The sequence below is a fragment of the Luteimonas soli genome, assembly GCF_042648865.1.
Classification (GTDB): Bacteria; Pseudomonadota; Gammaproteobacteria; order Xanthomonadales; family Xanthomonadaceae; genus Luteimonas; species Luteimonas soli.
In genome coordinates, this window is the sequence record NZ_JBHRYA010000007.1 from 177,802 (window position 1) to 198,703 (window position 20,902).

The window sequence follows — 20,902 nt, forward strand, 5'->3', positions numbered from 1 at the left end:
AGCGATCGCGGCTTCCGCCGCTCCTACAGGCAAGGCCCGCTCCGCGTCCACGAGCCCGAAGACCTGCCGACAGCCGCGCGAATGCACGACCGCGCGGTGCCGGCCGCAGGATCTCCGGGGGGAGATGGCTGGCGAAGCAGCCCGGACGCGGCCATGCCGCGCTGTCCCGGTTCCTGCGACGCCTCCGCGACACCCTCGCCGTTCCCAACGCCACCCCGGCCGCCGCGGGACGGCCCGGACGCGTGCGCGACGCGTGGAGGACGCCATGAGCAGCACCCAGACCCCGGCCGCCGAAGCACCGGCCATCGATCCCGTTCCCACCGCCGCGGCCAGTCAGGCGAGCCGCGCCGAAACGAACGCAGCCACCGACGCGACCGGCGACGACGACGCCATCCCCGCGCCGCGCACCGCCGCCGCATCCGACGCACCGGACGCCAAAGCGGCCGTCTCCACCTGGATCACCAAGGAAGCCGGCAACCGCCGCATCCCCTTCGACCGCGCGCGCCTCGCACGCAGCATCGATCGCGTCCACGCCGAATTCCCGCAGCTGGAGATCGACGACTACAAGCGCAGCGTGTTCGGCTTCGTCGAGCGCAAGGCCGCGGTCAACGCCGACGACCTCACCGACCACCTGATCCGCGAGGCCGAAGCGCGCGTGGATGTAACCGCGCCGGAGTGGGAACAGTTCGCCGCTCGCCTGTACCTGCACCGGCTGTACAAGCGCGCCAGCCGCAACCGCTTCTACGACACCGAGCACAAGTACGGTTCCTACGTCGGGCTGCAGGAGAGCCTGGCCGACCGCAACGTGTATTCCAACGACATCCTGCGCGCGTACTCGAAGGAAGAGCTGCAGGAGGCCGGGCGCATGATCGACCCGGAGCGCGACAAGCTGTTCGCCTACAACGGCCTGTACCTGCTGGCGACACGCTACCTCGCCACCGACGCCTCGCGCGAGGTGTACGAACTGCCGCAGGAGCGCTGGCTCACCATCGCGCTGTACCTGATGCAGGAGGAAAAGCCTCGCGAGCGCCGCATGCAGCTCGTCGGCGAGGCCTACTGGGCGCTGTCGAACCTGTACATGACCGTGGCCACGCCGACGCTGCAGAACGCCGGCAAGACCGGCGGACAGCTGTCGAGTTGCTTCATCGACACCGTCGACGACTCGCTGCAGGGCATCTACGACTCCAACACCGACATCGCGCGCGTGTCCAAGGGCGGCGGCGGCGTGGGCGCGTACATGGGTTACGTGCGCGCGTCGGGTTCCGCCATCCGCGGCGTGCCCAATTCCTCCGGCGGCGTGGTGCCGTGGATCAAGCAGCTCAACAACACCGCGGTGTCGGTCGACCAGCTCGGCCAGCGCAAGGGCGCGGTGGCGGTGTACCTGGACGTGTGGCACCGCGACATCGAAGCGTTCCTGGACCTGCGCCTGAACAACGGCGACCAGCGCCTGCGCGCGCACGACGTGTTCACCTCGGTATGCATCCCCGACATTTTCATGGAAGCCGTCGAGCGGCGCGGCGACTGGTACCTGTTCGACCCGCACGAGGTGAAGCGGATCAAGGGCTGGTACCTGCAGGATTTCTTCGACGAGAGGAAGGGCGAGGGCAGCTTCCGCACGAAGTACGAGGAAGTCGTCGCCGACGAACGCATCGCGCGCAGGACGGTCAAGGCGATCGACATCTTCAAGCGACTGATGGTGTCGCAACTTGAGACCGGCAACCCGTTCATGTTCTACCGCGACGAGGTCAACCGGAAGAACCCGAACAAGCACGCCGGCATGGTGTATTCGTCCAACCTGTGCACCGAGATCCTGCAGAACATGAGCCCCACGCGGCTGATGCAGGAGATCATCAGCGGCAACCAGATCGTCACCACGAAACAGGCCGGCGACTTCGTCGTGTGCAACCTGTCATCGATCAACCTCGGCCGCGCCGTGGTCCAGTCCGAAGGCCAGGGCGACCTGATCACCGACGTGCTCGAACGCCTGATCCCGATCCAGGTGCGCATGCTCGACAACGTGATCGACCTCAACGCCCTGCCGGTGCCGCAGGCCACGATCACCAACCGCAAGTACCGCGCGATCGGCCTGGGCACGTTCGGCTGGCACCACCTGCTGGCGCTCAAGGGCATCGAGTGGAACGCGAAGGCCGCCGAGGACTACAGCGACGCGCTGTACGAGCGGATCAACTTCCTGACCGTGCAGGCCAGCATGGAACTGGCGAAGGAGAAGGGCGCCTACCCGACATTCAGCGGAAGCGACTGGCACACCGGCGCCTACTTCCGCGACCGCGACTACAACAGCCCGCAGTGGCTGGAACTGGCTGCGCAGGTGGCCGTCAACGGCGTGCGCAACGGCTGGCTGCTGGCGGTGGCGCCCAACATGAGCACCGCGCAGATCGCCGGCTCCACCGCGTCGATCGACCCGATCTACTCGGCGTTCTACTACGAGGAGAAGAAGGACTACCGGCGCCCCGTCGCCGCGCCCGGACTGTCGCTGGAGACCTGGCCGTACTACGAAAAGGGCGCCTACAAGGTCGACCAGTTCGCCTCGGTGCGCCAGAACGCACGCCGCCAGCGCCACGTCGACCAGTCGATCAGCTTCAACTTCTACGTGCCCAGCACCATCCGCGCCAGCACGCTGCTGGACCTGCACATGACGGCCTGGCGCGAGGGGTTGAAGACCACCTATTACGTGCGCTCGAACGACATCGACATCGCCGAATGCGAGTGGTGTAGTAGCTGATTGCTTCACTCCCTCCCCTGCGAAGGCAGGGGAGGGTTGGGGAGGGGTGTCGTTGGCGTCACCGCGAACCGTGGGCACCCCCTCCCAGCCTCCCGCTGCCGTCGCAGGGGGAGGAGCCAAGGCGCAACCCCCACCCCTCGCGCTCCGCACAACAAGCCTTCCGGGAACCACCATGTCCGCCACCGCACCGCTCACATCAACTTCGCTCGACCGCATCCGCATCCTCGAGCCGCGCCACCCCAACCGCTCGACCGGCATCATCAACGGCCGCACGTCCGGCATCCTCAACTGGAACGACATCCCGTACCCGTCGTTCTATCGCGCCTACAAGGAACTCTCGACCAACTTCTGGATCCCGGACGAGGTCGACATGAAGGCCGACGCCAGGCAGTACGGCGAGCTCTCGGCGCGCGAGAAGAACGCCTACGACTCGATCATCGGCCTGCTGGCCACGCTGGATTCGCCGCAGACGCGCTTCATCTACAACGTCGCCGAATACATCACCGACCCGGCCGCGCACGCCAACGCCGCGATCATCGGCCAGCAGGAGGTGATCCACAACGAGAGCTACAGCTACGTGCTGGCGTCGATCACGGATCTGGCCAACCAGAACCGGATCTTCGAGATCGCACGCACGCACCCGACCATCCTCAAGCGCAACGCGCCGATCATGGCGTCGTACGACGACTTCATGCGCGAGAAGACCGCCGAGACCCTGCTGCGTTCGCTGATCCAGTCCTCGATCCTGGAGGGCATCAACTTCTATTCCGGATTCGCCTACTTCTACAACCTGGTGCGGCAGAACCGGATGGCCGGCACCGGCAAGATCATCAGCTTCATCAACCGCGACGAACTGGCCCACACCAAGTTCATCAGCGAGGTGATCCGCGCCATCGTCGGCGAGAACCCGGAGCTTCAGACCGACGAGCTGACCGACTACGTGCACGGCGCCTTCGAGCATGCGATCGAACTCGAGATGCAGTGGACCGGCGAAGTGCTCGACGGCATCGACGGCATCGACGTCGACGAGATGGTCCGCTACGTGAAGTACCGCGCCAACAAGATGGCCGGGATGCTGGGCATCGAGAAACTGTACGCGGAGTCCACCGATAACGTCATGCCCTGGATCCGCGCCTACGCCGACAACTTCACCGAGACCAAGACCGACTTCTTCGAGATGCGCAATGCGTCGTACAAGAAGACGAATGTGGATAACGGGTTTGATGACCTGTGAGGGGCGGGACTGGGGACTGGGGACTGGGGACTGGGGACTGGAAAAGGCAAAGGCAGGGATGCCCTCGCCCCAACCGCCAGCCCCTAACCCGTAACCCCTAACCCCTAGGCCCCAGCCCCCAGCCCCTGACCCCTGCCCCATGCGCATCCTGATCGCCTTCACCTCGCTCAGCGGCAACACCCGCGACCTCGCGCGCAGGGTGCGGGCGCGTTGCGAGGAACGCGGGCATGCCGTGACCTGGATCGAAACCGACATCGAGGGCCTCGCCGCGGCCGGGCCCGATCCGCGCCACGACCTTTACCTGCTCGGCTCGTGGAGCGACAACGCCGGGCGCACGCCGCCGGAGATGAAGCGCTTCATCGCCGAGCTGGTCGCCGCGGTCGGCAAGCCGGCCAACCTCGCGGTCTTCGGCACCGGCGAAACGCAGTGGGGCGAGGCGTACTACTGCGGCGCCGTACGCCGGATGGCCGCGTTCTTCGGCACCCGCCACCCGCGCCTGGAGATCGAGCAGATGCCGCACGGCGAGCACGACTCCACCAAGGTCCGACGCTGGACCGACCACATCCTGGATACCATCGAGACCACCGACCATGCAGACCCTGCACGCCACGTCGCCTGACGACTACGCCGCCGCGCTCACCGCCCACCCGCGCCTGCTGGTGGACTACCACAAGGACGACTGCCCGGGCTGCCGCATGCTCGACGTGTCGCTGCGCAAGTTCGCGGCCGAGCCGGCGGCGGCGAACCTCGTCCTGCTCAAGGTGAAGATGGAAACCCTGGGAGAGGAATTCTTCCGCGGCCTCGGCCTGCGGCAGACACCGACGCTGTCGCTGTTCGCCGACGGTAGCGAAGCGACGCGCCTGCCCGGCTTCCAGACCCCGGCACAGATCGCGCAGGCAGTGGCGCGCCTTTAGGGACCGGGCAGCTTGCTCCAGCCTTGCACGCCGAGAACCTCACCGCTTCCGCCGCTCCTGCGACGGCCCAACGCCTTCCTTGCCAGAGTCAATCCATGCCCAACCGCACGATCACCGAAGCCCGCCTGCTGGAAATGGTCTTCCCCGACCACACCAACCACCTGGGCACGCTGTTCGGCGGACAGGCGCTGGCGTGGATGGACAAGGCGGCGTTCATCGCCGCGTCGCGCTACGCGCGGCGCACGGTGGTGACCGCGCGTTCGGAGCAAGTCGATTTCCAGCTGCCGGTCCGCCAGGGCCAGCTGGTGGAAACCGTCGCCCGCGTGGTCGAGGTGGGCAACACGTCGATGCAGGTGGAAGTGGAGCTGGTCGCCGAGGACCTGCTCAGCGGCGAGCGCGAAACCTGCACCCGCGGGCGCTTCGTGATGATCGCGCTGGATTCGCGCGGGCGGCCGACGGCGGTGCCGGCGCTGCCGTCCGGCTGACGCACGCGGTAGCATCGGCGCTTCCTCCGACGAAGGACACCGCCATGCGCCTCGCCCATCGCGCCAGCCCGCTGCTGCTTGCCATGCTGTTCGCATCGCCGTTCGCGGCCGCACAGGATGCGGCGCCGACGCCGCGTCCGGAAGTCGCCGCCGCGGCGCAGGAACTGCAGCAGAAGGTCATCGACTGGCGCCGCGACTTCCACGCCCACCCGGAGCTGTCCAACCGCGAGGAGCGCACGGCGGCCAAGGTCGCCGAACACCTGCGCTCACTCGGCCTGGAACCGCGCACCGGCATAGCCCACCACGGCGTGACCGCGATCATCAAGGGCGGCAAGCCCGGGCCGAAGATCGCGCTGCGCGCCGACATGGACGCGCTGCCGGTGACCGAACGCAACGACCTGCCGTTCGCGTCGAAGGTCACCACCACCTTCAACGGCCAGCAGACCGGCGTGATGCACGCCTGCGGCCACGACGCGCACACCGCGATCCTGCTCGGCGTGGCCGACGCGCTGGTGGCGATGCAGGGCGAACTGCCGGGCGAAGTGATGCTTGTTTTCCAGCCCTCGGAAGAAGGCGCGCCCGAAGGCGAAGAGGGTGGCGCGTCGCTGATGCTCGAAGAAGGCCTGTTCGCCGACTTCAAGCCCGAGGCGATGTTCGGCCTGCACGTGTTCTCGTCGGTGCAGGCCGGGCAGATCGCGGTGCGCGGCGGGCCGCTGATGGCCGCGTCGGACAAGTTCACCATCGACGTGCACGGGCGCCAGACGCATGGTTCGGCGCCGTGGGGCGGCATCGACCCGATCGTCGCCGCCGCCGACCTGGTCGGCACCGCGCAGACCGTCGTCAGCCGCCGCAGCAACATCTCGAAGCAGCCGGCGGTGGTGAGCTTCGGCTCGGTGCACGGCGGCATCCGCTACAACATCATTCCCGACTCGGTGCAGCTGGTCGGCACCATCCGCACCTTCGACGAAGGCATGCGCGCGCGCATCCACGCCGACCTGGACAACGTCGCCAACCACGTGGCCGCCGCGCACGGCGCCACCGTCACCACCGACATCCCGGTCGGCACCGGCAACCCGGTCACGGTCAACGACCCGGCGCTGACCGCGCGCATGCTGCCCAGCCTGCAGGCCGCGATCGGCGCCGGCAACGTCTACGAACCGCCGCTGCAGATGGGCGCCGAGGACTTCGCCTACTACGCGAAGGAAGTGCCGTCGATGTTCTTCTTCGTCGGCGCAACCGCCAAGGGAATCGACCCGGCCGAGGCGCCGAGCAACCACTCGCCCGAGTTCATGCTCGACGAGTCCGCGCTCGACGTGGGGCTGCGGGCGATGCTGCAGGTGACACTGGATTACCTGGGCTCGCCGGCGACGTAGGTCGGGGTTGCATCCCCGACGGTTTCGATCGCGGGGCGTCGGGGGCGTAGCCCCGACCTACGGCAGGTTGTTGGCTGAGTGCGGGTCGATCGAATAGGGGAAGGTCTCGTCCAGGAACCCGGGCTGCGCGCGCACGCGGTCGATCCAGGCCCGCAGGTGCGCATGCGGTGCCAGCGACAGGCCGTCGGCTTCGTCGGCGCGGCTGGCGTAGGCGAACAACCCGATGTCAGCGACGGTGTAATCGTCACCGACGATGAAGTCGCGCAGCGCGAACTGCGCGTCGAGGATCTCCAGCGCACGCAGCGCGCCCCGACGCTTCGCCTCCACCAGTGCCGGCGCGCGCCGCGCCAGCTTGCCGGTCAACGTCCAGTGCCGCAGCGCGCCGACCTGGCTCTCGATCCGCTCCTGCTCGAAACTCAGCCACTGCCAGACCTTCGCCCGCGCGAACGCATCGCCGGGCAGGTACCGCGTTCCGTCGGCGAGAAAACACAGGATCGCGTTCGACTCGGCCAGCGCACGGCCGTCATCGAGCACGATCGCCGGCACCGTGCCGGTCGGGCTGATGCGCACGAACGCCTCGTGCCGGCCCTCGCCTTCGAAGATGGACACCTGCTCGGTGCGATGGGGTCGTCCGAGATGGTGCAGCAGCTGGCGCACCTTCCAGGCGTTCTGCGAGGGCAGGTAGTCGTACAGCACCAGCATGGTCGTCTCCGCGTGCAAAACGGCAGGATCACCGGCGGCCGCTGCGCGCGAACTCCGTTTCCTGCGGCGGAATGTTCCCGCGACGCCATCGGTGCGGGAAGCAGGCAGCGTTCGGGCCCGGCCACGACCGGCCAAGTAGAATCCGCACATGGCTTCCCACGACCTCCCCCTCGGCCGCGCCGTCGACTACCCGCGCGGCTACGACCCGAACCTGCTGTTCCCGATCGCGCGCGCGCACGGCCGCGCCGAGCTCGGCGTCGGCGACGCCCTGCCCTTCGAGGGCATGGACCGCTGGCACGCCTATGAGTTGGGCTGGCTCGATGCGCGCGGCAAGCCCGCCGTCGCCACCGCCACGATCACCGTACCGGCGCACTCGCCGCAGCTGGTCGAATCCAAGTCGCTCAAGCTCTACCTCAACTCGTTCAACGCCGAGCGTTTCGACGGCGCCGAGTCGGTGCGCGAGCGCATCGCCGGCGACCTGTCGCGGGCCGCCGGCGCAACGGTCGAGGTCGCGTTCGGACTGCCGCCCATCGACTCGCGTGCCGCCGCGGACGACGACGCGGTGTCGATCGACGCGATCGAGATCGACTGCGACGCCTACGACGCGCCGCGTCCGGATTTCCTGGCCGCCGACACCGGCGACATCACCGACGAAACGCTGCGCTCGGACCTGCTCAAGTCCAACTGCCCGGTCACCGGCCAGCCGGACTGGGCCAGCGTGCGCATCGCCTACCGTGGCCCGCGCATCGACCGCGCCGGGCTGCTGCGCTACCTGGTGTCGTTCCGCGAGCACGCCGGGTTCCATGAACAATGCGTCGAGCGCATCTTCGTCGACGTGCTGGCGCGCTGCCGGCCCGAATCGCTGGCGGTGGAAGCGCGCTACACGCGCCGCGGCGGCCTCGACATCAACCCCTGGCGCGTGCTGCCGGGGACGGCCGCGCCCTCCGCCGCGCGGGACCTTCGGCAATGAACGTGAAATTCACGCTGGGGCGCGGCGCGATATTTTCTTAACAGTCGCCGTGGGACGCTGCCGTCCGCAAACGCGGCACAGGAGGCCCCGATGAGCACCCCCAAGAACCCCAACGATCCCGATTCGCTGTCCCTCGCCCCCAGCGGCAGCAAGAAGAAGGCCGATTTCTCCAACGTGCAGAGCGGCTCCAGCAGCACCGAGGCCGACGCGCCCAAGGCCGATTTCAGCAACGTGCAGGGTGGCTCGAGCAGCACCGAGGAGTCCATCGGCGAGCAGACCTATACCGTGCAGAAGGGCGACACGCTGTCGCACGTCGCCAAGCAGTTCTACGGCAAGGCGAGCGCATGGAACCGGATCTTCGAGGCCAACCGCGACCAGCTCGACAACCCCGACCTGATCCAGCCCGGCCAGGTGCTGAAGATCCCGCCGCAGGCCGACTGACCGGCGCGCGACGCATTCCTTTCCCATACGGAGACATTCCATGACACGCAAGACGCTCAATATCGCGATCGCCGCCGCCCTGCTCGGTACGCTGGCGCTGGTCGGCTGCAAGAAGGGCCAGGACGAAGCGGCGATGACGCCTCCGCCGGCGACCACTGAACCTGCGCCCGCGCCTATGCCGGAACCGGCACCCGCGCCAGCCAGTTCGGCCTCGGTCACCGCGGTCGACCTGGGCAATTCCATTGGCGCCGACATGAAGGTCGCCACGCCGTCGACCTCGTTCGCGCCCACCGACACCATCTACGCCTCGGTCGCCACGAGCACCAGTGATCCGGCGGCGAGCGTGCCCGGCACGCTGAGCGCGACGTGGACGTTCGAGGACGGCCAGGTCGTCAACGAGGAGAGCAAGTCGGTCAACCTGACCGGCGCCGGCAACACCGAGTTCCACATCGCCAAGCCCGACGGCTTCCCGGCCGGCAGCTACAAGGTCGAGATCTCGCTGGACGGCAACGTGGTGCAGAGCAAGGATTTCTCGGTGAAGTGACGCACTGGCCCATGCGCTGATCCTCGTGGAAGCGGGGATCAGCGAGTCACCCACGCCCGCGCCCTGCGCGGGCGTTTTTTTGGTTCTTCTCGCAACTGAGGGAGGTGAAGATCCAGGCAAGCGGTCTTTGTGCGCGCTTCGGACACTGCGTCGTCCCGACCGGGGCATGCTCCCCGGCTCGGCAGGATCGCCGCTGTGCGGCTCCCCCCGGCCCGGCGCAGCGCGCCGGGCATTCGCACAGGCGCGCCAAGCAGCCCGTGCTCATCCATGCCTGACTCGCCGCCGCAGGCCATCCATGGCCTGCTTTCCGCATCCCCCGGTCTGGACGCCGCGCCGGCGATTCACTGTCATGGCTTGTTCATCGGCAACCGAAGATCAAAGGCCGTCGGGGACGTAACCCCGACCTACGCGGCTTCAACCGAAGCGACGAAGGTCACGTCAAGATGAGCCGTGTCCTGACGGGCGGGGGCCGCGAGCAGCAATCCGCCCGCGCGCTTTGCCCACGCCACGGCGGCGGGCGACAATGGCGGGCCCGATCCGCGTGCCAGCGCGCGGCCCCGCCGGAGCGATGCCGCAGCGCATCGCTGCCCGCCCCGACCCGCAATTCCGCAGCGAGCCCGACACGACATGTCCGAGACCCCGAAGATCCTCTACACCCTGACCGACGAAGCCCCGTGGCTGGCGACCCGATCACTGCTGCCGGTCGTGCAGGCCTACGCCGCCACCGCCGGCATCACGGTCGATACCCGCGACATCTCGCTGGCTGCGCGCATCCTGTCGCAGTTCCCGGAGGCGCTGCGCGAGGACCAGCGCGTGGCCGACGACCTGGCCGAGCTGGGTGAGCTGGCGAAGACGCCCGAAGCCAACATCATCAAGCTGCCCAACATCAGCGCCTCGGTGCCGCAGCTCAAGGCCGCGATCGCCGAGCTGCAGGCGCAGGGTTACGCGCTGCCGGCGTACCCGGACGAACCGCGCGACGAATCCGAGCGCGAGACCAAGGCGCGCTACGACAGGGTCAAGGGCAGCGCGGTCAACCCGGTGCTGCGCGAGGGCAATTCCGACCGCCGCGCGCCGGCTTCGGTGAAGGCCTACGCGCGCAAGCACCCGCATCGCATGGGCAAGTGGGAGAAGGATTCGAAATCGCACGTCGCGCACATGGACGGCGGCGATTTCTACGGCAGCGAGCAGTCGGTGGAAATCGCGCAGCCGGGCTCGGTGCGCATCGAACTGGAAGGCCGCGACGGCCGCCGCCACATGCTCAGGACCGGCGTCGCGGTGCAGGCCGGCGAGCTGATCGATGCGGCGGTGATGGACGCGGCCGCGCTGTCGCGCTTCGTCGGCGAACAGATCGACGATGCGCGCGCCAAGGACGTGCTGTTCTCACTGCACCTGAAGGCGACGATGATGAAGGTCTCCGACCCGATCATGTTCGGCATCGCGGTCGAGGCGTTCTACAAGCCCGTGCTCGACAAGCACCGCGCGGCGCTCGACGAGGCCGGCTTCGACCCGAACAACGGCATCGGCGACCTGTACGCGCGCCTGCCGTCGATGCCCGCGGACGTCGCCGCGCAGATCACGGCGGAGATCGACGCGCTGTACGGACAGCGCCCGGGCCTTGCAATGGTGAACTCCGACAAGGGCATCACCAACCTGCACGTGCCCAGCGACATCATCGTCGACGCGTCGATGCCGGCGATGATCCGCGACTCGGGCCGGATGTGGAACGCGGCCGGCGAACTGCAGGACACCAAGGCGCTGATCCCCGACCGCAGCTACGCCGGCATCTACCAGGCGGTGATCGAAGACTGCAAGGCCCACGGCGCGTTCGACCCGGCGACGATGGGCAGCGTGCCCAACGTCGGGCTGATGGCGCAGAAGGCCGAGGAATACGGCTCGCACGACAAGACCTTCCGCATCCCCGCCGACGGCACCGTGCGCGTGCTCGACGAGGCCGGCAACGCGCTGATGACGCACGAAGTGCACGCCGGCGACATCTGGCGCATGTGCCAGACCAAGGATGCGCCGATCCAGGACTGGGTGAAGCTGGCGGTCAACCGCGCGCGCCTGAGCGGCACGCCGGCGGTGTTCTGGCTCGACCCGCAGCGCGCGCACGACGCCAACGTCGCGCGCAAGGTGGAGCGCTATCTCAAGGACCACGACACGAACGGCCTGGACATCCGCATCCTGCCGCCGGTCGAGGCGATGAAGCTCTCGCTCGAACGCATCCGCCGCGGCGAGGACACGATCAGCGTCACCGGCAACGTGCTGCGCGACTACCTCACCGATCTGTTCCCGATCATGGAACTCGGCACCAGCGCCAAGATGCTGTCGATCGTGCCGCTGATGGCCGGCGGCGGACTGTTCGAGACCGGCGCCGGCGGTTCGGCGCCCAAGCACGTGCAGCAGTTCGTGGCCGAAGACTACCTGCGCTGGGATTCGCTGGGCGAGTTCCTGGCGCTGGCCGCCTCGCTCGAACACCTGTCCGAGACCACCGGCAACAAGCGCGCGAAGGTGCTGGCCGACGCGCTGGACGCGGCCAACGCGCAGTTCCTCGACAACGACAAGTCGCCCACGCGCAAGCTCGGCGGCATCGACAACCGCGGAAGCCACTTCTACCTCGCCCTGTACTGGGCGCAGGCGCTGGCCGCGCAGGCCGCCGACGCCGGACTGAAGACCACCTTCGCCCCGCTGGCCGCGGCGCTGGCGGAGAACGATGAGAAGATCGTCGGCGAACTGATCGCCGTGCAGGGCAAGCCGGTGGACATCGGCGGCTACTACCGCCCCGACCCGGCGAAGGCCTCGGCGGCGATGCGGCCAAGTGCCACGCTCAACGCGGCGCTGGAAAGCCTGGGCCAGGCCGACGGGGCCGCGTAAACCCGTCCACATCCCGCTCTTCCCCTTGAGGGATGGGCGGGAGTGCGGCTACGGCTTTCTTTCCGACCCCGGGTCGGGCGACAGCCGATCGGGTCGCCGGCGCTCACGCAGGATGAACCGGACGAAGGCCTCCACCAGCGCCACCCCGCCCAGGAGCATCAGGCCGAGCCACGCCACCAGGTTGGTCAGGCCCCAGGCGGTTCCCAGGTCGGTGCCCGGGGTCGAGCCGGTGTAGTCCAGCGTGGCCATCGACAGCAGCAGGAACAGCGCGAGCAGGCACGCCGCGACGAACACCGCGCTGGCCATCCGCACGGTACCCAGGATGATGGCCAGCACGATCATCGGCCATGCCGGCCACCACAGGTCCGTCGACAGCGGCCTGCCGGGGTCGTCCCGGTGCGCCAGCAGGAGCAACAGCCCCGCCATGACCAGCGGCACCGTCACCACGACGATCCGGGCCGGCAGCCTCCACTTCCCTTCGCGTTCCATGGCCATGGCCATGGACATTGACAGGGCCAGGCTGACCAGGACGTGATGTCGCGGATCCGGCGGCCGGCCATGCCCACCGCCGGGCGCCATCGCGGACCGACGCGCCCCTGACGTGAAAGAGCGAGCGAAAACCCGCGCCGCACATTCATTCCGCCCACACCCGCTCCTGCCTACGCTCCCGGCTCCATCCTCAGGAGCCATCGCATGTCGTCCTTCGTGCTGTACCTGATCGGAATGCTGATCGTCATCGGCGGGCTCGCCTATGGCGCCTCGCTGGCCGGGCTGCCGACGCAGTGGATCGCGGTCGGCGTTGTGGTGCTGCTGGGCATCGGCATCGTCACCGGCGTGTCGAAGACCCGGCGCCGGGATCCGCCTGCCGAATGAACCGGCCCGGCGGGCCGGCTCAACGGAACGGCGACAGCGCCACCGAGCAGATCGAAGCAATGGCGCCGCGCCGGAACGGCCGCGGGGGGCGGCCGCAATCGGTGTCGCGCGCACCGCCGGCTGCGTCCGGCGGCGGAGCGCCGTCTTCCGGCTCCCCGGCATGGTCGGCCGCCAGCGAGAGCGCCAGCTTCGTGTCCTGGATGTAGCCGTTCTGGAACAGCAATGCGGTGTAGATGCTCATGCTCCACTCCTGCGTCATCTTGAGTGGGAAGAAAGATATGTGCATGCTGTTCGCCGGAAAAGCGACCTTTTCGCAAGCCTGTCTTGAATCAAAATCAATACAAGCTACCGGGATCCTCATCCATGAGCCGCCTCCCGCTGCACGCCCTGCAGGGCTTCGTCGCCGCCGCGCGGATGGGCAACCTGTCGCGCGCGGCCGAGTCGCTCAACCTCACCGTCAGCGCGCTCAGCCACCAGATGCGTGGGCTGGAGGCGCGGCTGGGCCAGCAGCTGCTGGTGCGCAAGTCGCGCGGCGTCGGCCTGACCCCGGACGGGCAGCGGCTGCTGGAGCGGATCGGGCCGCACCTGGACGCCATCGGCCAGGCGCTGCAGCCGTTCGCCGCGCGCCACGACAACCGGCTCGCGGTCAGCGCGACGCCGTCGATGGCCTCGGCCTGGCTGGTGCCGCGGCTGGGCGGCTTCCTCGCCGCGCATCCGCAGGTCGAGATCAGCCTGCAGTCGACCGAATCGGTGGTCGACTTCAGCCGCGAAACGCAGATCGTCGCGGCGCTGCGGATCGGCCTGGGCCAGTGGCCGGGGGTGGTGTCCGAGCACCTGTTCGACGAATGGCTGGTGCCGATGGCCAGCCCCGCGCTGGTCGAACGCATGGGCGGCTTGCAGGCGCGGCCGCTGGGCGAGTGGCCGCTGCTGGGCGATCCCGACGGCCAATGGGAGCGCTGGTTCGAGACCTTCGGCGTGCAGCCGCCGGCGCGCTACGCGGCCGTGTTCGACGACTCCGAATCGCACCACCGCGCCGCGCTCGACGGCGTCGGCGTGGCGCTGGGCCGCGTCACCCGCGCGCGCCTGCTGCTCGACTCCGGGCAGCTGGTGATGCTGACCGGGCAGCGCCTGAAGGCGCGCTACTCGCACTGGCTGGTGTATCCGCCCGAGGCCGCGACGCACCGGGGACTGCAGGCCTTCCGCACCTGGCTGCATGAAGAGGCGGCGGAGCATGTGGGGCATACCGAGCGCGAAGCACCGGCCTGACCTGGTCTTGCAGGAGCGGCCGCGAGCGGCGCGTTGTGTCACGCTTGCCCCCCAACACCCGACCGGAGCCCTCCCATGCGAACCGTCCTGGCCGCCTGCGCCCTCACCGTCGCACTCACCGCGTGCACTGTCACCACGTCCGCGCCGCAGGCCGGCGCCGAGGCCGCCGAGACCACGGCTCCGGTTCCGGCGCAGGCCGAAGCCGACGCACTGCAACAGGCAATCGCCGGCGACTGGCGCGACCCCGCCAACGTCGCCCGCGATCGCTACCGCCATCCGGCGCAGACGCTTGCGTTCTTCGGCCTGGAACCCGGCCAGACCGTGGTCGAGATCACCCCCGGCGGCGGCTGGTACGCCGAGATCCTCGCGCCGCTGCTGCGCGACAACGGGCACTACGTCGCCGCGGTGGTCGACCCGATGGCGATGGAGGAAGGCGGCGGCCGCGACTACCAGCAGCGGTCGAAGACGCGGCTGGAGGAAAAGTTCGCCGCCGCGCCGGCGCAGTTCGACCAGGCGCAGGTCGTCGCCTACGATCCGGCCGCACCGGTGTTCGGCGCGCCCGGGTCGGCCGACGTGGTGGTGACCTTCCGCAACGTACACAACTGGCGCTCCAACGGCCAGGCCGAAGGCATGTTCCGCGGCTTCTTCGACGTGCTCAAGCCAGGCGGCGTGCTCGGCGTGGTCGAGCATCGCGCCGAGGGCGACGTGGCCGACGACGACAAGTCCGGCTATGTCGGCCAGCAGCAGGTGATCGCGATGGCCGAGGCCGCCGGCTTCACCCTCGACGCGACGAGCGAAGCCAACGCCAATCCGAAGGACACCAAGGACCACCCCAACGGCGTGTGGACGCTGCCGCCCAGCAACAACCACGACGACGCGGACGACGCGAAGTACCAGGCGATCGGCGAGAGCGACCGGATGACGTTGCGGTTTGTGAAGCCGTGATTGGTGATTGGTGGATTGGTGATTCGTAAATGCAAGGGCTGGCCTTTGCCTTTGCTTTTGCCAATCACGAATCACCAATCGCCAATCACATCCCATGCTCCTCGCCCTCAACAAACCCTTCCACGTCCTGTGCCAGTTCACCGACCGCAGCGTGCCGGCGCGGCGGACGCTGGCGGAGTTCGGGTTGCCGGCGGGCGTGTATCCGGCCGGACGGCTGGACCACGACAGCGAGGGCCTGCTGCTGCTCACCGACGACGGTGCACTCGCGCACAGGATCACCGACCCGCGCCACAAGCTGCGCAAGACCTACCTGGTGCAAGTCGAGGGAACGCCGACCGACGCGCAGCTGCAGGCGTTGCGCGACGGCGTCGCGCTCAACGACGGCCGCACCCGCCCGGCGCATGTGCGGCTGCTCGAAACGCCGCCGCCACTGTGGCCGCGCGACCCGCCGGTGCGCTTCCGCAAGACCGTGCCCGACGCATGGCTGGAGCTGGCGATCAGTGAAGGCCGCAACCGCCAGGTGCGGCGGATGACCGCGGCGGTGGGCCTGCCCACGTTGCGCCTGGTCCGGGTGGCGATCGGCGACTGGCAATTGCAGGCGCTGCAGCCAGGCGAATGGCGCACGCTGTCGGATTCACCTTCCTGAACCCATTCAGGGTCGGACGTTTTTTTGCGTTCCCATGTTCGCGGGCGCGCGGTTGCGTCGATCGATTCTGGTAACGTGACGAACGCGGCACATCGCATTCAGTTTCATCAGGGCAACGGAACGATTCCGGCATGACCAACTCGACGGCCCACGCGTCCGGCAGCATCCTCGTCGTCGACGACCAGCCCGCCAATCTTCGCGTCGTCAGCGCCCTGCTCTCGCGCCACGGCTACGAGGTCATCACCGCCGACAGCGGCGAGGAAGCGCTGGCGATCGCGTCGGAACAGGCGCCCGACCTGATGCTGCTCGACATGATCATGCCCGGCATGGACGGCTTTGCCCTGCTCGAACGGATCAAGCAGCGGCCGGAGCTGCTGCGCTTGCCGGTGGTGTTCCTCACCGCCGCGCACGATCGCGAACTGCTGCTGCGCGCGTTCGACGCGGGCGCCGTGGACTACGTCACCAAGCCGTTCATGCCGGAAGAGCTGCTGGCCCGGGTCAACGCGCACGTCGGCCTGAAACAGACGCGCGACCGCCTCGAACGCGTCGCCCGCGAGCGCCAGGAACTGGTGAACCTGGTCGCGCACGACCTCAAGAACCCGCTGACCAGCGTGCTGTTCGCCAGCGACATCCTGGTCCATAACGGCACCCGCCCCGAACGCATCCCGCGCTATCTGGAGATGATCCATGAAAGCGCCCAGGACGCGCTGGGCTATATCAAGCGCTACCTCGAAGCGCAGGCCGACAGCGTGCTGTCGCGGCAGCATGCCGAGTCCGGCGATGTCTCCGCGCCGCTGCCCGAGGTGCTGGCGTGGCTGTCTCGCCGCTACGGGCTGCAGCTGGAAGGCCGCGGCATGCAGCTGCGCGTGCAGGCGCCGCCGCGGTGCAAGCCAGTGGCGATCGACGACCTCGTGCTGCGCCAGGTGGCCGAGAACCTGGTCAGCAACGCGATGAAGTACGCGCCCGACAGTGACATCGAGATCTCGGTGCGCGGCAGTGCGCCGGGCTTCTGGCAGCTGCTGGTGGAAGACCGCGGCCCGGGCATCCCGGCGTCGCACCAGCGCGAACTGTTCAAGCCCTTCACCCGACTGGGCGAGATCGATCCAACCGATGGCATGTCGAGCGGCCTGGGCCTGTCGCTGGCTCGGCAGATCGTGTCCAACGCCGGCGGGCAGCTGTGGTACGAAGACCGCGACGGCGGCGGCGCGCGCTTCGTGATCGAGCTGCCGGAGGCGGCGGAACGCGGCTGATCGCTGCGACGCGCAATCCGAAAACCACGCAGGAGCGGCGGAAGCCGCGAGCTTTGGGTTTGTTCCCATGCGGAACGAAAAGCTCGCGGCTTCCGCCGCTCCTACGGCTGTGTGGCCATGGGTCAGTCGGCAGTCGTCTTGCGCGCACGCTTGGCAGTGGCGCGCTTGCGCGGCGGCGCCTTCTTCGCCTCGATCCGGGTCGCCTTGCCTTCGATCGCCTGCTCGCGCGACTTGCGCTGCTGGCGACGCACCGCGTACAGCAGCAGGCCCGCGCCGACCGCGCCGGCCACGGCGACCGCCGGGTTGCGGCGCACGAACTTGGTCGCCACGCGGCTGCCGGCCTTGAGCGCGCCGAGTGCGGCCCCGGTTTCGATCCACTTCATGGCGCGATCGGGGACGCGGTCGCGCAGGGTGTCGCCGACGCTGCCGGCCAGCTCCAGCGCGCGGCCGGAGATCGATTCGAGTTTGCTCATGGGGGGATGCCTGGGGAGGTTGGCCGACCGCCAGTTTCGCGGCGGCGGTGTTGAGTCGGCGTGAGCGCGGTGTGTTTTGAGCTGACCGGAAAGCAAATCCCCCATACCCCCTTTTCAAAGGGGGCAAAGGCGAAAAGCCTTGCCCGAACCCCGAACCCCGAACCCCGAACCCCGAATCCGAATCCGAATCCGAATCCCGAATCCCAGACTCACGTCCCCCGCGGCTTGGCGCGATGGGTGGCGACGGCGTTCCACGGATCTTCCGGCCACGGGTGCTTCGGGTAGCGGCCCTTCATCTCGCGGCGCACCTCCGGGTAGGTGTTTTGCCAGAAGCTGCGCAGGTCACGCGTGACCTGCAGCGGGCGGCCCGCCGGCGAGAGCAGGTGCACGGTCAGTGACATGCGGCCGTCGCAGATGCGCGGAGTGTCGGCGAGGCCGAACAATTCCTGCAGCTTCACCGCCAGCACCGGCGAAGCCGGCTTGCCGTCGTCGCCGAACGCGTATTCGATGCGGCGCTGTTGGCCCGAGGGCACGAGGACCTGCGTCGGCGCGAGCTGGTCGATGCGCTGCCGCAGGTTCCAGTCGAGCGGCGATTTCAGCGCGCCGGCCAGTTCGTCGGCCAGCAATGCATCGAGCCGCGTCTTGCCGGCGAACGCGGGTCGCAGCCAGTCATCGAGCGAGGCGAGCAGCGCTTCGTCGCCGAGGTCGGGCAAGGTGAGTTCGGGCATCCACTCGCGCAGGCATCGCACGCGCGTCCGCCACTGCCGCAGGCCATCGCTCCACGGCAATGCGTCGAGGCCGAGATCACGCACCGCATCGATGAGCGCCTGCGCCGCCTGGCCGGAATCGACGCGCCCGGCGGGGCGCGCGTCGAGCACGATGCCGTCGAAGCGCTGCACGCGCTCGGCGACCAGCGCGCGGCGTTCGACGTCCCAGCGGGTTTCGTCGCGATCGGAAAAATGCGCAGCGAATGTGCTGCGCAGGAAACGTTCGTCGACCGGCGCCGCACGCAGCAGCAGCGCATCGCGCGCCTCGAAGCGCAGCTCGCTGGCGACCAGCCACGGCTCGCCGACCAGCGCGCTGTCGTCGAACAGCCGCGCCATGCGTCCGTTGCCCAGCTGGTAGCGGCGCGGGTCGTCGGCATGGCGATGCGCGATGCGATCCGGGAACGCATGCGCGAGCAGGTCGCCGAGGCGGTGCGCCTCAACCTCGCGCGGCGGCGCCGCGTCGACGCGCAGGCGTCGGCGCCACTGCTTCGCGGCGGCGTCGATGGCAGCGAGCGCGGAACGGTTGGCATCGTGCGGAACGCGCCCGTCGCGGAACGCGGCCAGCGCGCGCCAGCGTTCGGCCAGCGCGTCGGACCGCGATCGCAGCGGATCGCGTGCCTCCACCAGCGCGGCCAGGTCACAGGCGAGCGCGCGGCCTTCGCCCTCGCGCGCGGCCAGCAGCATCGCCGCCAGCCGCGGGTGGGTGCCGAGTGCGAGCATGCCTCGGCCTGTCGACGTGATCGCATGCGCCGCGTCAAGCGCACCGAGCCGGCGCAGCAGGTCGCGCGCGGCAGCCAGCGCACCGGGCGGTGGCGGGTCGACGAAGCGCAGCGCATCCGAGCCCCAGCCGGCCAACTCCAGCGCCAGCCCGGCCAGCTCGACCTGCATGATCTCCGCGCGCCGCTGCGGCTCCAGCCGCTGCGACTGCGGCCACAGGCGGTACGTCCAGCCCTCGGCGACGCGACCGGCACGGCCGGCACGCTGGTCGGCCGAAGCCTGCGCGATGTTCACTACGTCCAGCCGCGAGAAACCGCTGTTGGGATCGAAACGCGGCTCGCGTGCCAGGCCGCTGTCGATCACCACGCGCACGCCGGGCAGGGTGACGCTCGACTCGGCGACGTTGGTGGCGAGCACGACGCGGCGGCGGCCCTGGGGGTCGGGCTGCAGGACCTGCGACTGCTGGTCGACGGGGAGGTCGCCGTGGAGGGGGAGCACCACGAAGCCCTGCTCCTCCCCCTGCCTTCGCAGGGGAGGGAGCAAAGCGGACTGCAGTCGCGTGATCTCGCGCCGGCCGGGCAGGAACACCAGCACGTCGCCCGGGTGTGTGGCGAGCGCATGCTCGACCGCACGCCGCGCCTGCGACTCCGGCGACTCGTCGCGGCGCGCGGGGAAGTGCGCGACCTCGACCGGAAAACTGCGCCCCGCGCTCGACAGCCGCGGCGCGTCAAGGAATTGCGCCAGCCGCTCGCCGTCGAGCGTCGCCGACATCACCACGATGCGCAGGTCGTCACGCAGCGATGCCTGCACGTCGAGCGCCAGCGCCAGGCCGAGGTCGCCGGCCAGGTGTCGCTCGTGGAACTCGTCGAACAGCAGCGCGCCGACGCCCCCCGGCCCGCTGCCGCCCAGCTCGGGATCGTCCTGCAGCATGCGCGTCAGGATGCCTTCGGTCACCACCTCGACCCGCGTGCGCGCCGACACCCGGCTTTCGAAGCGGATGCGATAGCCGACGGTGTCACCGACCGCCTCGCCCAGCTGCCTGGCCATGAACCCCGCGGCCGCGCGCGCGGCGACGCGGCGCGGCTCAAGCATCACGATCCTCCTGCCCGCCAGCCACGGCGCGTCGAGCAGCGCCAGCGGCACTTGCGTGGTCTTGCCCGCACCAGGCGGCGCCTCGAGCACCAGCCGTGTGTGTGCGGCGAGGGTGTCGCGGACCTGCGGCAGCAGCGCGTCGATGGGGAGTGTCATCGGGGTCACCGCGCAAGGATACGGGCAACGCGTATCCGCACTGGTGCGGCGAAGAGCCGAACCCTCACCCGGCGCTTCGCGCCTCCCTCTCCCGCAAGCAGGAGAGGGACTGGAACGCGCGAGCATCGGCAATCGGCGAACATGGCGAGTGCGAGCACCGAAGACCGTCAACCGCACGCCATTGCAGAGCCGGCGCGGGCGGGAATCGCGGAAAGTGCGCCATGGATGGCGCACGGCCCCGACTTGGGCCATGGATGGCCCACGGAGGGGTGGAGCGATCCCGCCCGCGCCGGCGGACCGTCCGAAGCCGCGTCACTCAAGGCTTCGTATCAAAATCGCGACGACCTCTCATCGCCGCGACCGCGTGCATCGGTCCCGCCAACCCGCACAACCACAAGCCGCTATGCTTCCGCGTCCACGACGAACGCGGACCAAAA

At 69.0% G+C, this 20,902-nt stretch carries 20 protein-coding genes and 1 riboswitch (1 of these 21 cut by a window edge); of the genes, 15 read left to right on the forward strand and 5 right to left on the reverse strand.

Annotated elements, in window-relative coordinates; genetic code table 11:
* Positions 1-85: riboswitch (cobalamin riboswitch) on the forward strand (it extends 217 nt beyond the left edge of the window).
* A gap of 180 nt (positions 86-265) precedes the next feature.
* From ACFONC_RS08220 to ACFONC_RS08245, 6 genes are all read left to right on the forward strand, one after another.
* Positions 266-2,743 carry a ribonucleoside-diphosphate reductase subunit alpha gene (locus tag ACFONC_RS08220; protein ID WP_386743248.1) on the forward strand — a complete coding sequence of 826 codons (2,478 nt, stop codon included), beginning with the start codon at positions 266-268 and terminating at the stop codon, positions 2,741-2,743.
* 172 nt (positions 2,744-2,915) lie between these two features.
* Entirely contained in the window at positions 2,916-3,977 is a 1,062-nt protein-coding gene (locus ACFONC_RS08225; protein WP_386743249.1) for a ribonucleotide-diphosphate reductase subunit beta, read from the forward strand.
* 139 nt (positions 3,978-4,116) lie between these two features.
* The gene (locus tag ACFONC_RS08230; RefSeq protein ID WP_386743250.1) at positions 4,117-4,596 is read left to right on the forward strand and encodes a flavodoxin; all 480 of its coding nucleotides are present in this window, start codon (positions 4,117-4,119) and stop codon (positions 4,594-4,596) included.
* The gene (locus tag ACFONC_RS08235) at positions 4,568-4,891 is read left to right on the forward strand and encodes a thioredoxin family protein (RefSeq protein WP_386743251.1); all 324 of its coding nucleotides are present in this window, start codon (positions 4,568-4,570) and stop codon (positions 4,889-4,891) included. The genes ACFONC_RS08230 and ACFONC_RS08235 overlap by 29 nt, the downstream gene beginning before the upstream one ends.
* Before the next feature lie 95 nt (positions 4,892-4,986).
* The gene (locus tag ACFONC_RS08240) at positions 4,987-5,376 is read left to right on the forward strand and encodes an acyl-CoA thioesterase (RefSeq protein WP_386743252.1); all 390 of its coding nucleotides are present in this window, start codon (positions 4,987-4,989) and stop codon (positions 5,374-5,376) included.
* 44 nt (positions 5,377-5,420) lie between these two features.
* Complete coding sequence (locus ACFONC_RS08245; protein WP_386743253.1) at positions 5,421-6,749, forward strand: amidohydrolase; 1,329 nt, start codon at positions 5,421-5,423, stop codon at positions 6,747-6,749.
* A gap of 57 nt (positions 6,750-6,806) precedes the next feature.
* Here the strand turns inward: ACFONC_RS08245 and ACFONC_RS08250 are convergent, their stop codons facing one another.
* On the reverse strand, positions 6,807-7,451 hold the full coding sequence (locus ACFONC_RS08250; RefSeq protein ID WP_386743254.1) for a glutathione S-transferase family protein: 645 nt from the start codon (positions 7,449-7,451) through the stop codon (positions 6,807-6,809).
* 148 nt (positions 7,452-7,599) lie between these two features.
* Between ACFONC_RS08250 and queF the strand changes: the two genes are divergently transcribed.
* From queF to ACFONC_RS08270, 4 genes are all read left to right on the forward strand, one after another.
* Complete coding sequence (gene queF, locus ACFONC_RS08255; protein WP_386743255.1) at positions 7,600-8,421, forward strand: NADPH-dependent 7-cyano-7-deazaguanine reductase QueF; 822 nt, start codon at positions 7,600-7,602, stop codon at positions 8,419-8,421.
* Positions 8,422-8,511: 90 nt separating this feature from the next.
* Positions 8,512-8,862: a LysM peptidoglycan-binding domain-containing protein gene (locus tag ACFONC_RS08260; protein ID WP_386743256.1), complete on the forward strand. Its 351-nt coding sequence runs from the start codon at positions 8,512-8,514 to the stop codon at positions 8,860-8,862.
* Between the two features lie 40 nt (positions 8,863-8,902).
* A complete protein-coding gene (locus ACFONC_RS08265) occupies positions 8,903-9,406 on the forward strand; it encodes a hypothetical protein (RefSeq protein ID WP_386743257.1) in 504 nt (167 codons plus the stop codon).
* Positions 9,407-10,033: 627 nt separating this feature from the next.
* Entirely contained in the window at positions 10,034-12,280 is a 2,247-nt protein-coding gene (locus tag ACFONC_RS08270) for an NADP-dependent isocitrate dehydrogenase (RefSeq protein WP_386743258.1), read from the forward strand.
* Positions 12,281-12,328: 48 nt separating this feature from the next.
* Here ACFONC_RS08270 and ACFONC_RS08275 read toward each other — a convergent pair whose 3' ends face one another.
* Positions 12,329-12,769, reverse strand: a complete 441-nt coding sequence (locus ACFONC_RS08275; protein WP_386743259.1) for a hypothetical protein — start codon at positions 12,767-12,769, stop codon at positions 12,329-12,331.
* A 204-nt stretch (positions 12,770-12,973) separates the two neighbouring features.
* Here ACFONC_RS08275 and ACFONC_RS08280 point away from each other — a divergent pair, with 204 nt between their 5' ends.
* On the forward strand, positions 12,974-13,153 hold the full coding sequence (locus tag ACFONC_RS08280) for a hypothetical protein (RefSeq protein ID WP_386743260.1): 180 nt from the start codon (positions 12,974-12,976) through the stop codon (positions 13,151-13,153).
* 19 nt (positions 13,154-13,172) lie between these two features.
* Here the strand turns inward: ACFONC_RS08280 and ACFONC_RS08285 are convergent, their stop codons facing one another.
* The gene (locus ACFONC_RS08285; protein ID WP_386743261.1) at positions 13,173-13,394 is read right to left on the reverse strand and encodes a hypothetical protein; all 222 of its coding nucleotides are present in this window, start codon (positions 13,392-13,394) and stop codon (positions 13,173-13,175) included.
* Between the two features lie 122 nt (positions 13,395-13,516).
* Here ACFONC_RS08285 and ACFONC_RS08290 point away from each other — a divergent pair, with 122 nt between their 5' ends.
* From ACFONC_RS08290 to ACFONC_RS08305, 4 genes are all read left to right on the forward strand, one after another.
* Entirely contained in the window at positions 13,517-14,419 is a 903-nt protein-coding gene (locus ACFONC_RS08290) for a LysR substrate-binding domain-containing protein (RefSeq protein ID WP_386743262.1), read from the forward strand.
* A gap of 75 nt (positions 14,420-14,494) precedes the next feature.
* A complete protein-coding gene (locus tag ACFONC_RS08295) occupies positions 14,495-15,364 on the forward strand; it encodes a class I SAM-dependent methyltransferase (protein ID WP_386743263.1) in 870 nt (289 codons plus the stop codon).
* 94 nt (positions 15,365-15,458) lie between these two features.
* Positions 15,459-16,010: a pseudouridine synthase gene (locus ACFONC_RS08300; RefSeq protein ID WP_386743264.1), complete on the forward strand. Its 552-nt coding sequence runs from the start codon at positions 15,459-15,461 to the stop codon at positions 16,008-16,010.
* 131 nt (positions 16,011-16,141) lie between these two features.
* A complete protein-coding gene (locus ACFONC_RS08305; protein ID WP_386743265.1) occupies positions 16,142-17,260 on the forward strand; it encodes a hybrid sensor histidine kinase/response regulator in 1,119 nt (372 codons plus the stop codon).
* 122 nt (positions 17,261-17,382) lie between these two features.
* Here ACFONC_RS08305 and ACFONC_RS08310 read toward each other — a convergent pair whose 3' ends face one another.
* Positions 17,383-17,733 carry a hypothetical protein gene (locus ACFONC_RS08310; protein WP_386743266.1) on the reverse strand — a complete coding sequence of 117 codons (351 nt, stop codon included), beginning with the start codon at positions 17,731-17,733 and terminating at the stop codon, positions 17,383-17,385.
* Between the two features lie 209 nt (positions 17,734-17,942).
* Entirely contained in the window at positions 17,943-20,465 is a 2,523-nt protein-coding gene (gene hrpB, locus ACFONC_RS08315; RefSeq protein ID WP_386743267.1) for an ATP-dependent helicase HrpB, read from the reverse strand.
* Positions 20,466-20,902 lie beyond the last annotated feature (437 nt).

Coding starts and splice junctions, on each gene's coding strand:
- ACFONC_RS08220 (WP_386743248.1), top strand. CDS start 266: ATGAGCAGCACCCAGACCCCGGCCGCCGAAGCACCGGCCATCGATCCC.
- ACFONC_RS08225 (WP_386743249.1), top strand. CDS start 2,916: ATGTCCGCCACCGCACCGCTCACATCAACTTCGCTCGACCGCATCCGC.
- ACFONC_RS08230 (WP_386743250.1), top strand. CDS start 4,117: ATGCGCATCCTGATCGCCTTCACCTCGCTCAGCGGCAACACCCGCGAC.
- ACFONC_RS08235 (WP_386743251.1), top strand. CDS start 4,568: ATGCAGACCCTGCACGCCACGTCGCCTGACGACTACGCCGCCGCGCTC.
- ACFONC_RS08240 (WP_386743252.1), top strand. CDS start 4,987: ATGCCCAACCGCACGATCACCGAAGCCCGCCTGCTGGAAATGGTCTTC.
- ACFONC_RS08245 (WP_386743253.1), top strand. CDS start 5,421: ATGCGCCTCGCCCATCGCGCCAGCCCGCTGCTGCTTGCCATGCTGTTC.
- ACFONC_RS08250 (WP_386743254.1), bottom strand. CDS start 7,451: ATGCTGGTGCTGTACGACTACCTGCCCTCGCAGAACGCCTGGAAGGTG.
- queF (WP_386743255.1), top strand. CDS start 7,600: ATGGCTTCCCACGACCTCCCCCTCGGCCGCGCCGTCGACTACCCGCGC.
- ACFONC_RS08260 (WP_386743256.1), top strand. CDS start 8,512: ATGAGCACCCCCAAGAACCCCAACGATCCCGATTCGCTGTCCCTCGCC.
- ACFONC_RS08265 (WP_386743257.1), top strand. CDS start 8,903: ATGACACGCAAGACGCTCAATATCGCGATCGCCGCCGCCCTGCTCGGT.
- ACFONC_RS08270 (WP_386743258.1), top strand. CDS start 10,034: ATGTCCGAGACCCCGAAGATCCTCTACACCCTGACCGACGAAGCCCCG.
- ACFONC_RS08275 (WP_386743259.1), bottom strand. CDS start 12,769: ATGGAACGCGAAGGGAAGTGGAGGCTGCCGGCCCGGATCGTCGTGGTG.
- ACFONC_RS08280 (WP_386743260.1), top strand. CDS start 12,974: ATGTCGTCCTTCGTGCTGTACCTGATCGGAATGCTGATCGTCATCGGC.
- ACFONC_RS08285 (WP_386743261.1), bottom strand. CDS start 13,394: ATGAGCATCTACACCGCATTGCTGTTCCAGAACGGCTACATCCAGGAC.
- ACFONC_RS08290 (WP_386743262.1), top strand. CDS start 13,517: ATGAGCCGCCTCCCGCTGCACGCCCTGCAGGGCTTCGTCGCCGCCGCG.
- ACFONC_RS08295 (WP_386743263.1), top strand. CDS start 14,495: ATGCGAACCGTCCTGGCCGCCTGCGCCCTCACCGTCGCACTCACCGCG.
- ACFONC_RS08300 (WP_386743264.1), top strand. CDS start 15,459: ATGCTCCTCGCCCTCAACAAACCCTTCCACGTCCTGTGCCAGTTCACC.
- ACFONC_RS08305 (WP_386743265.1), top strand. CDS start 16,142: ATGACCAACTCGACGGCCCACGCGTCCGGCAGCATCCTCGTCGTCGAC.
- ACFONC_RS08310 (WP_386743266.1), bottom strand. CDS start 17,733: ATGAGCAAACTCGAATCGATCTCCGGCCGCGCGCTGGAGCTGGCCGGC.
- hrpB (WP_386743267.1), bottom strand. CDS start 20,465: ATGACACTCCCCATCGACGCGCTGCTGCCGCAGGTCCGCGACACCCTC.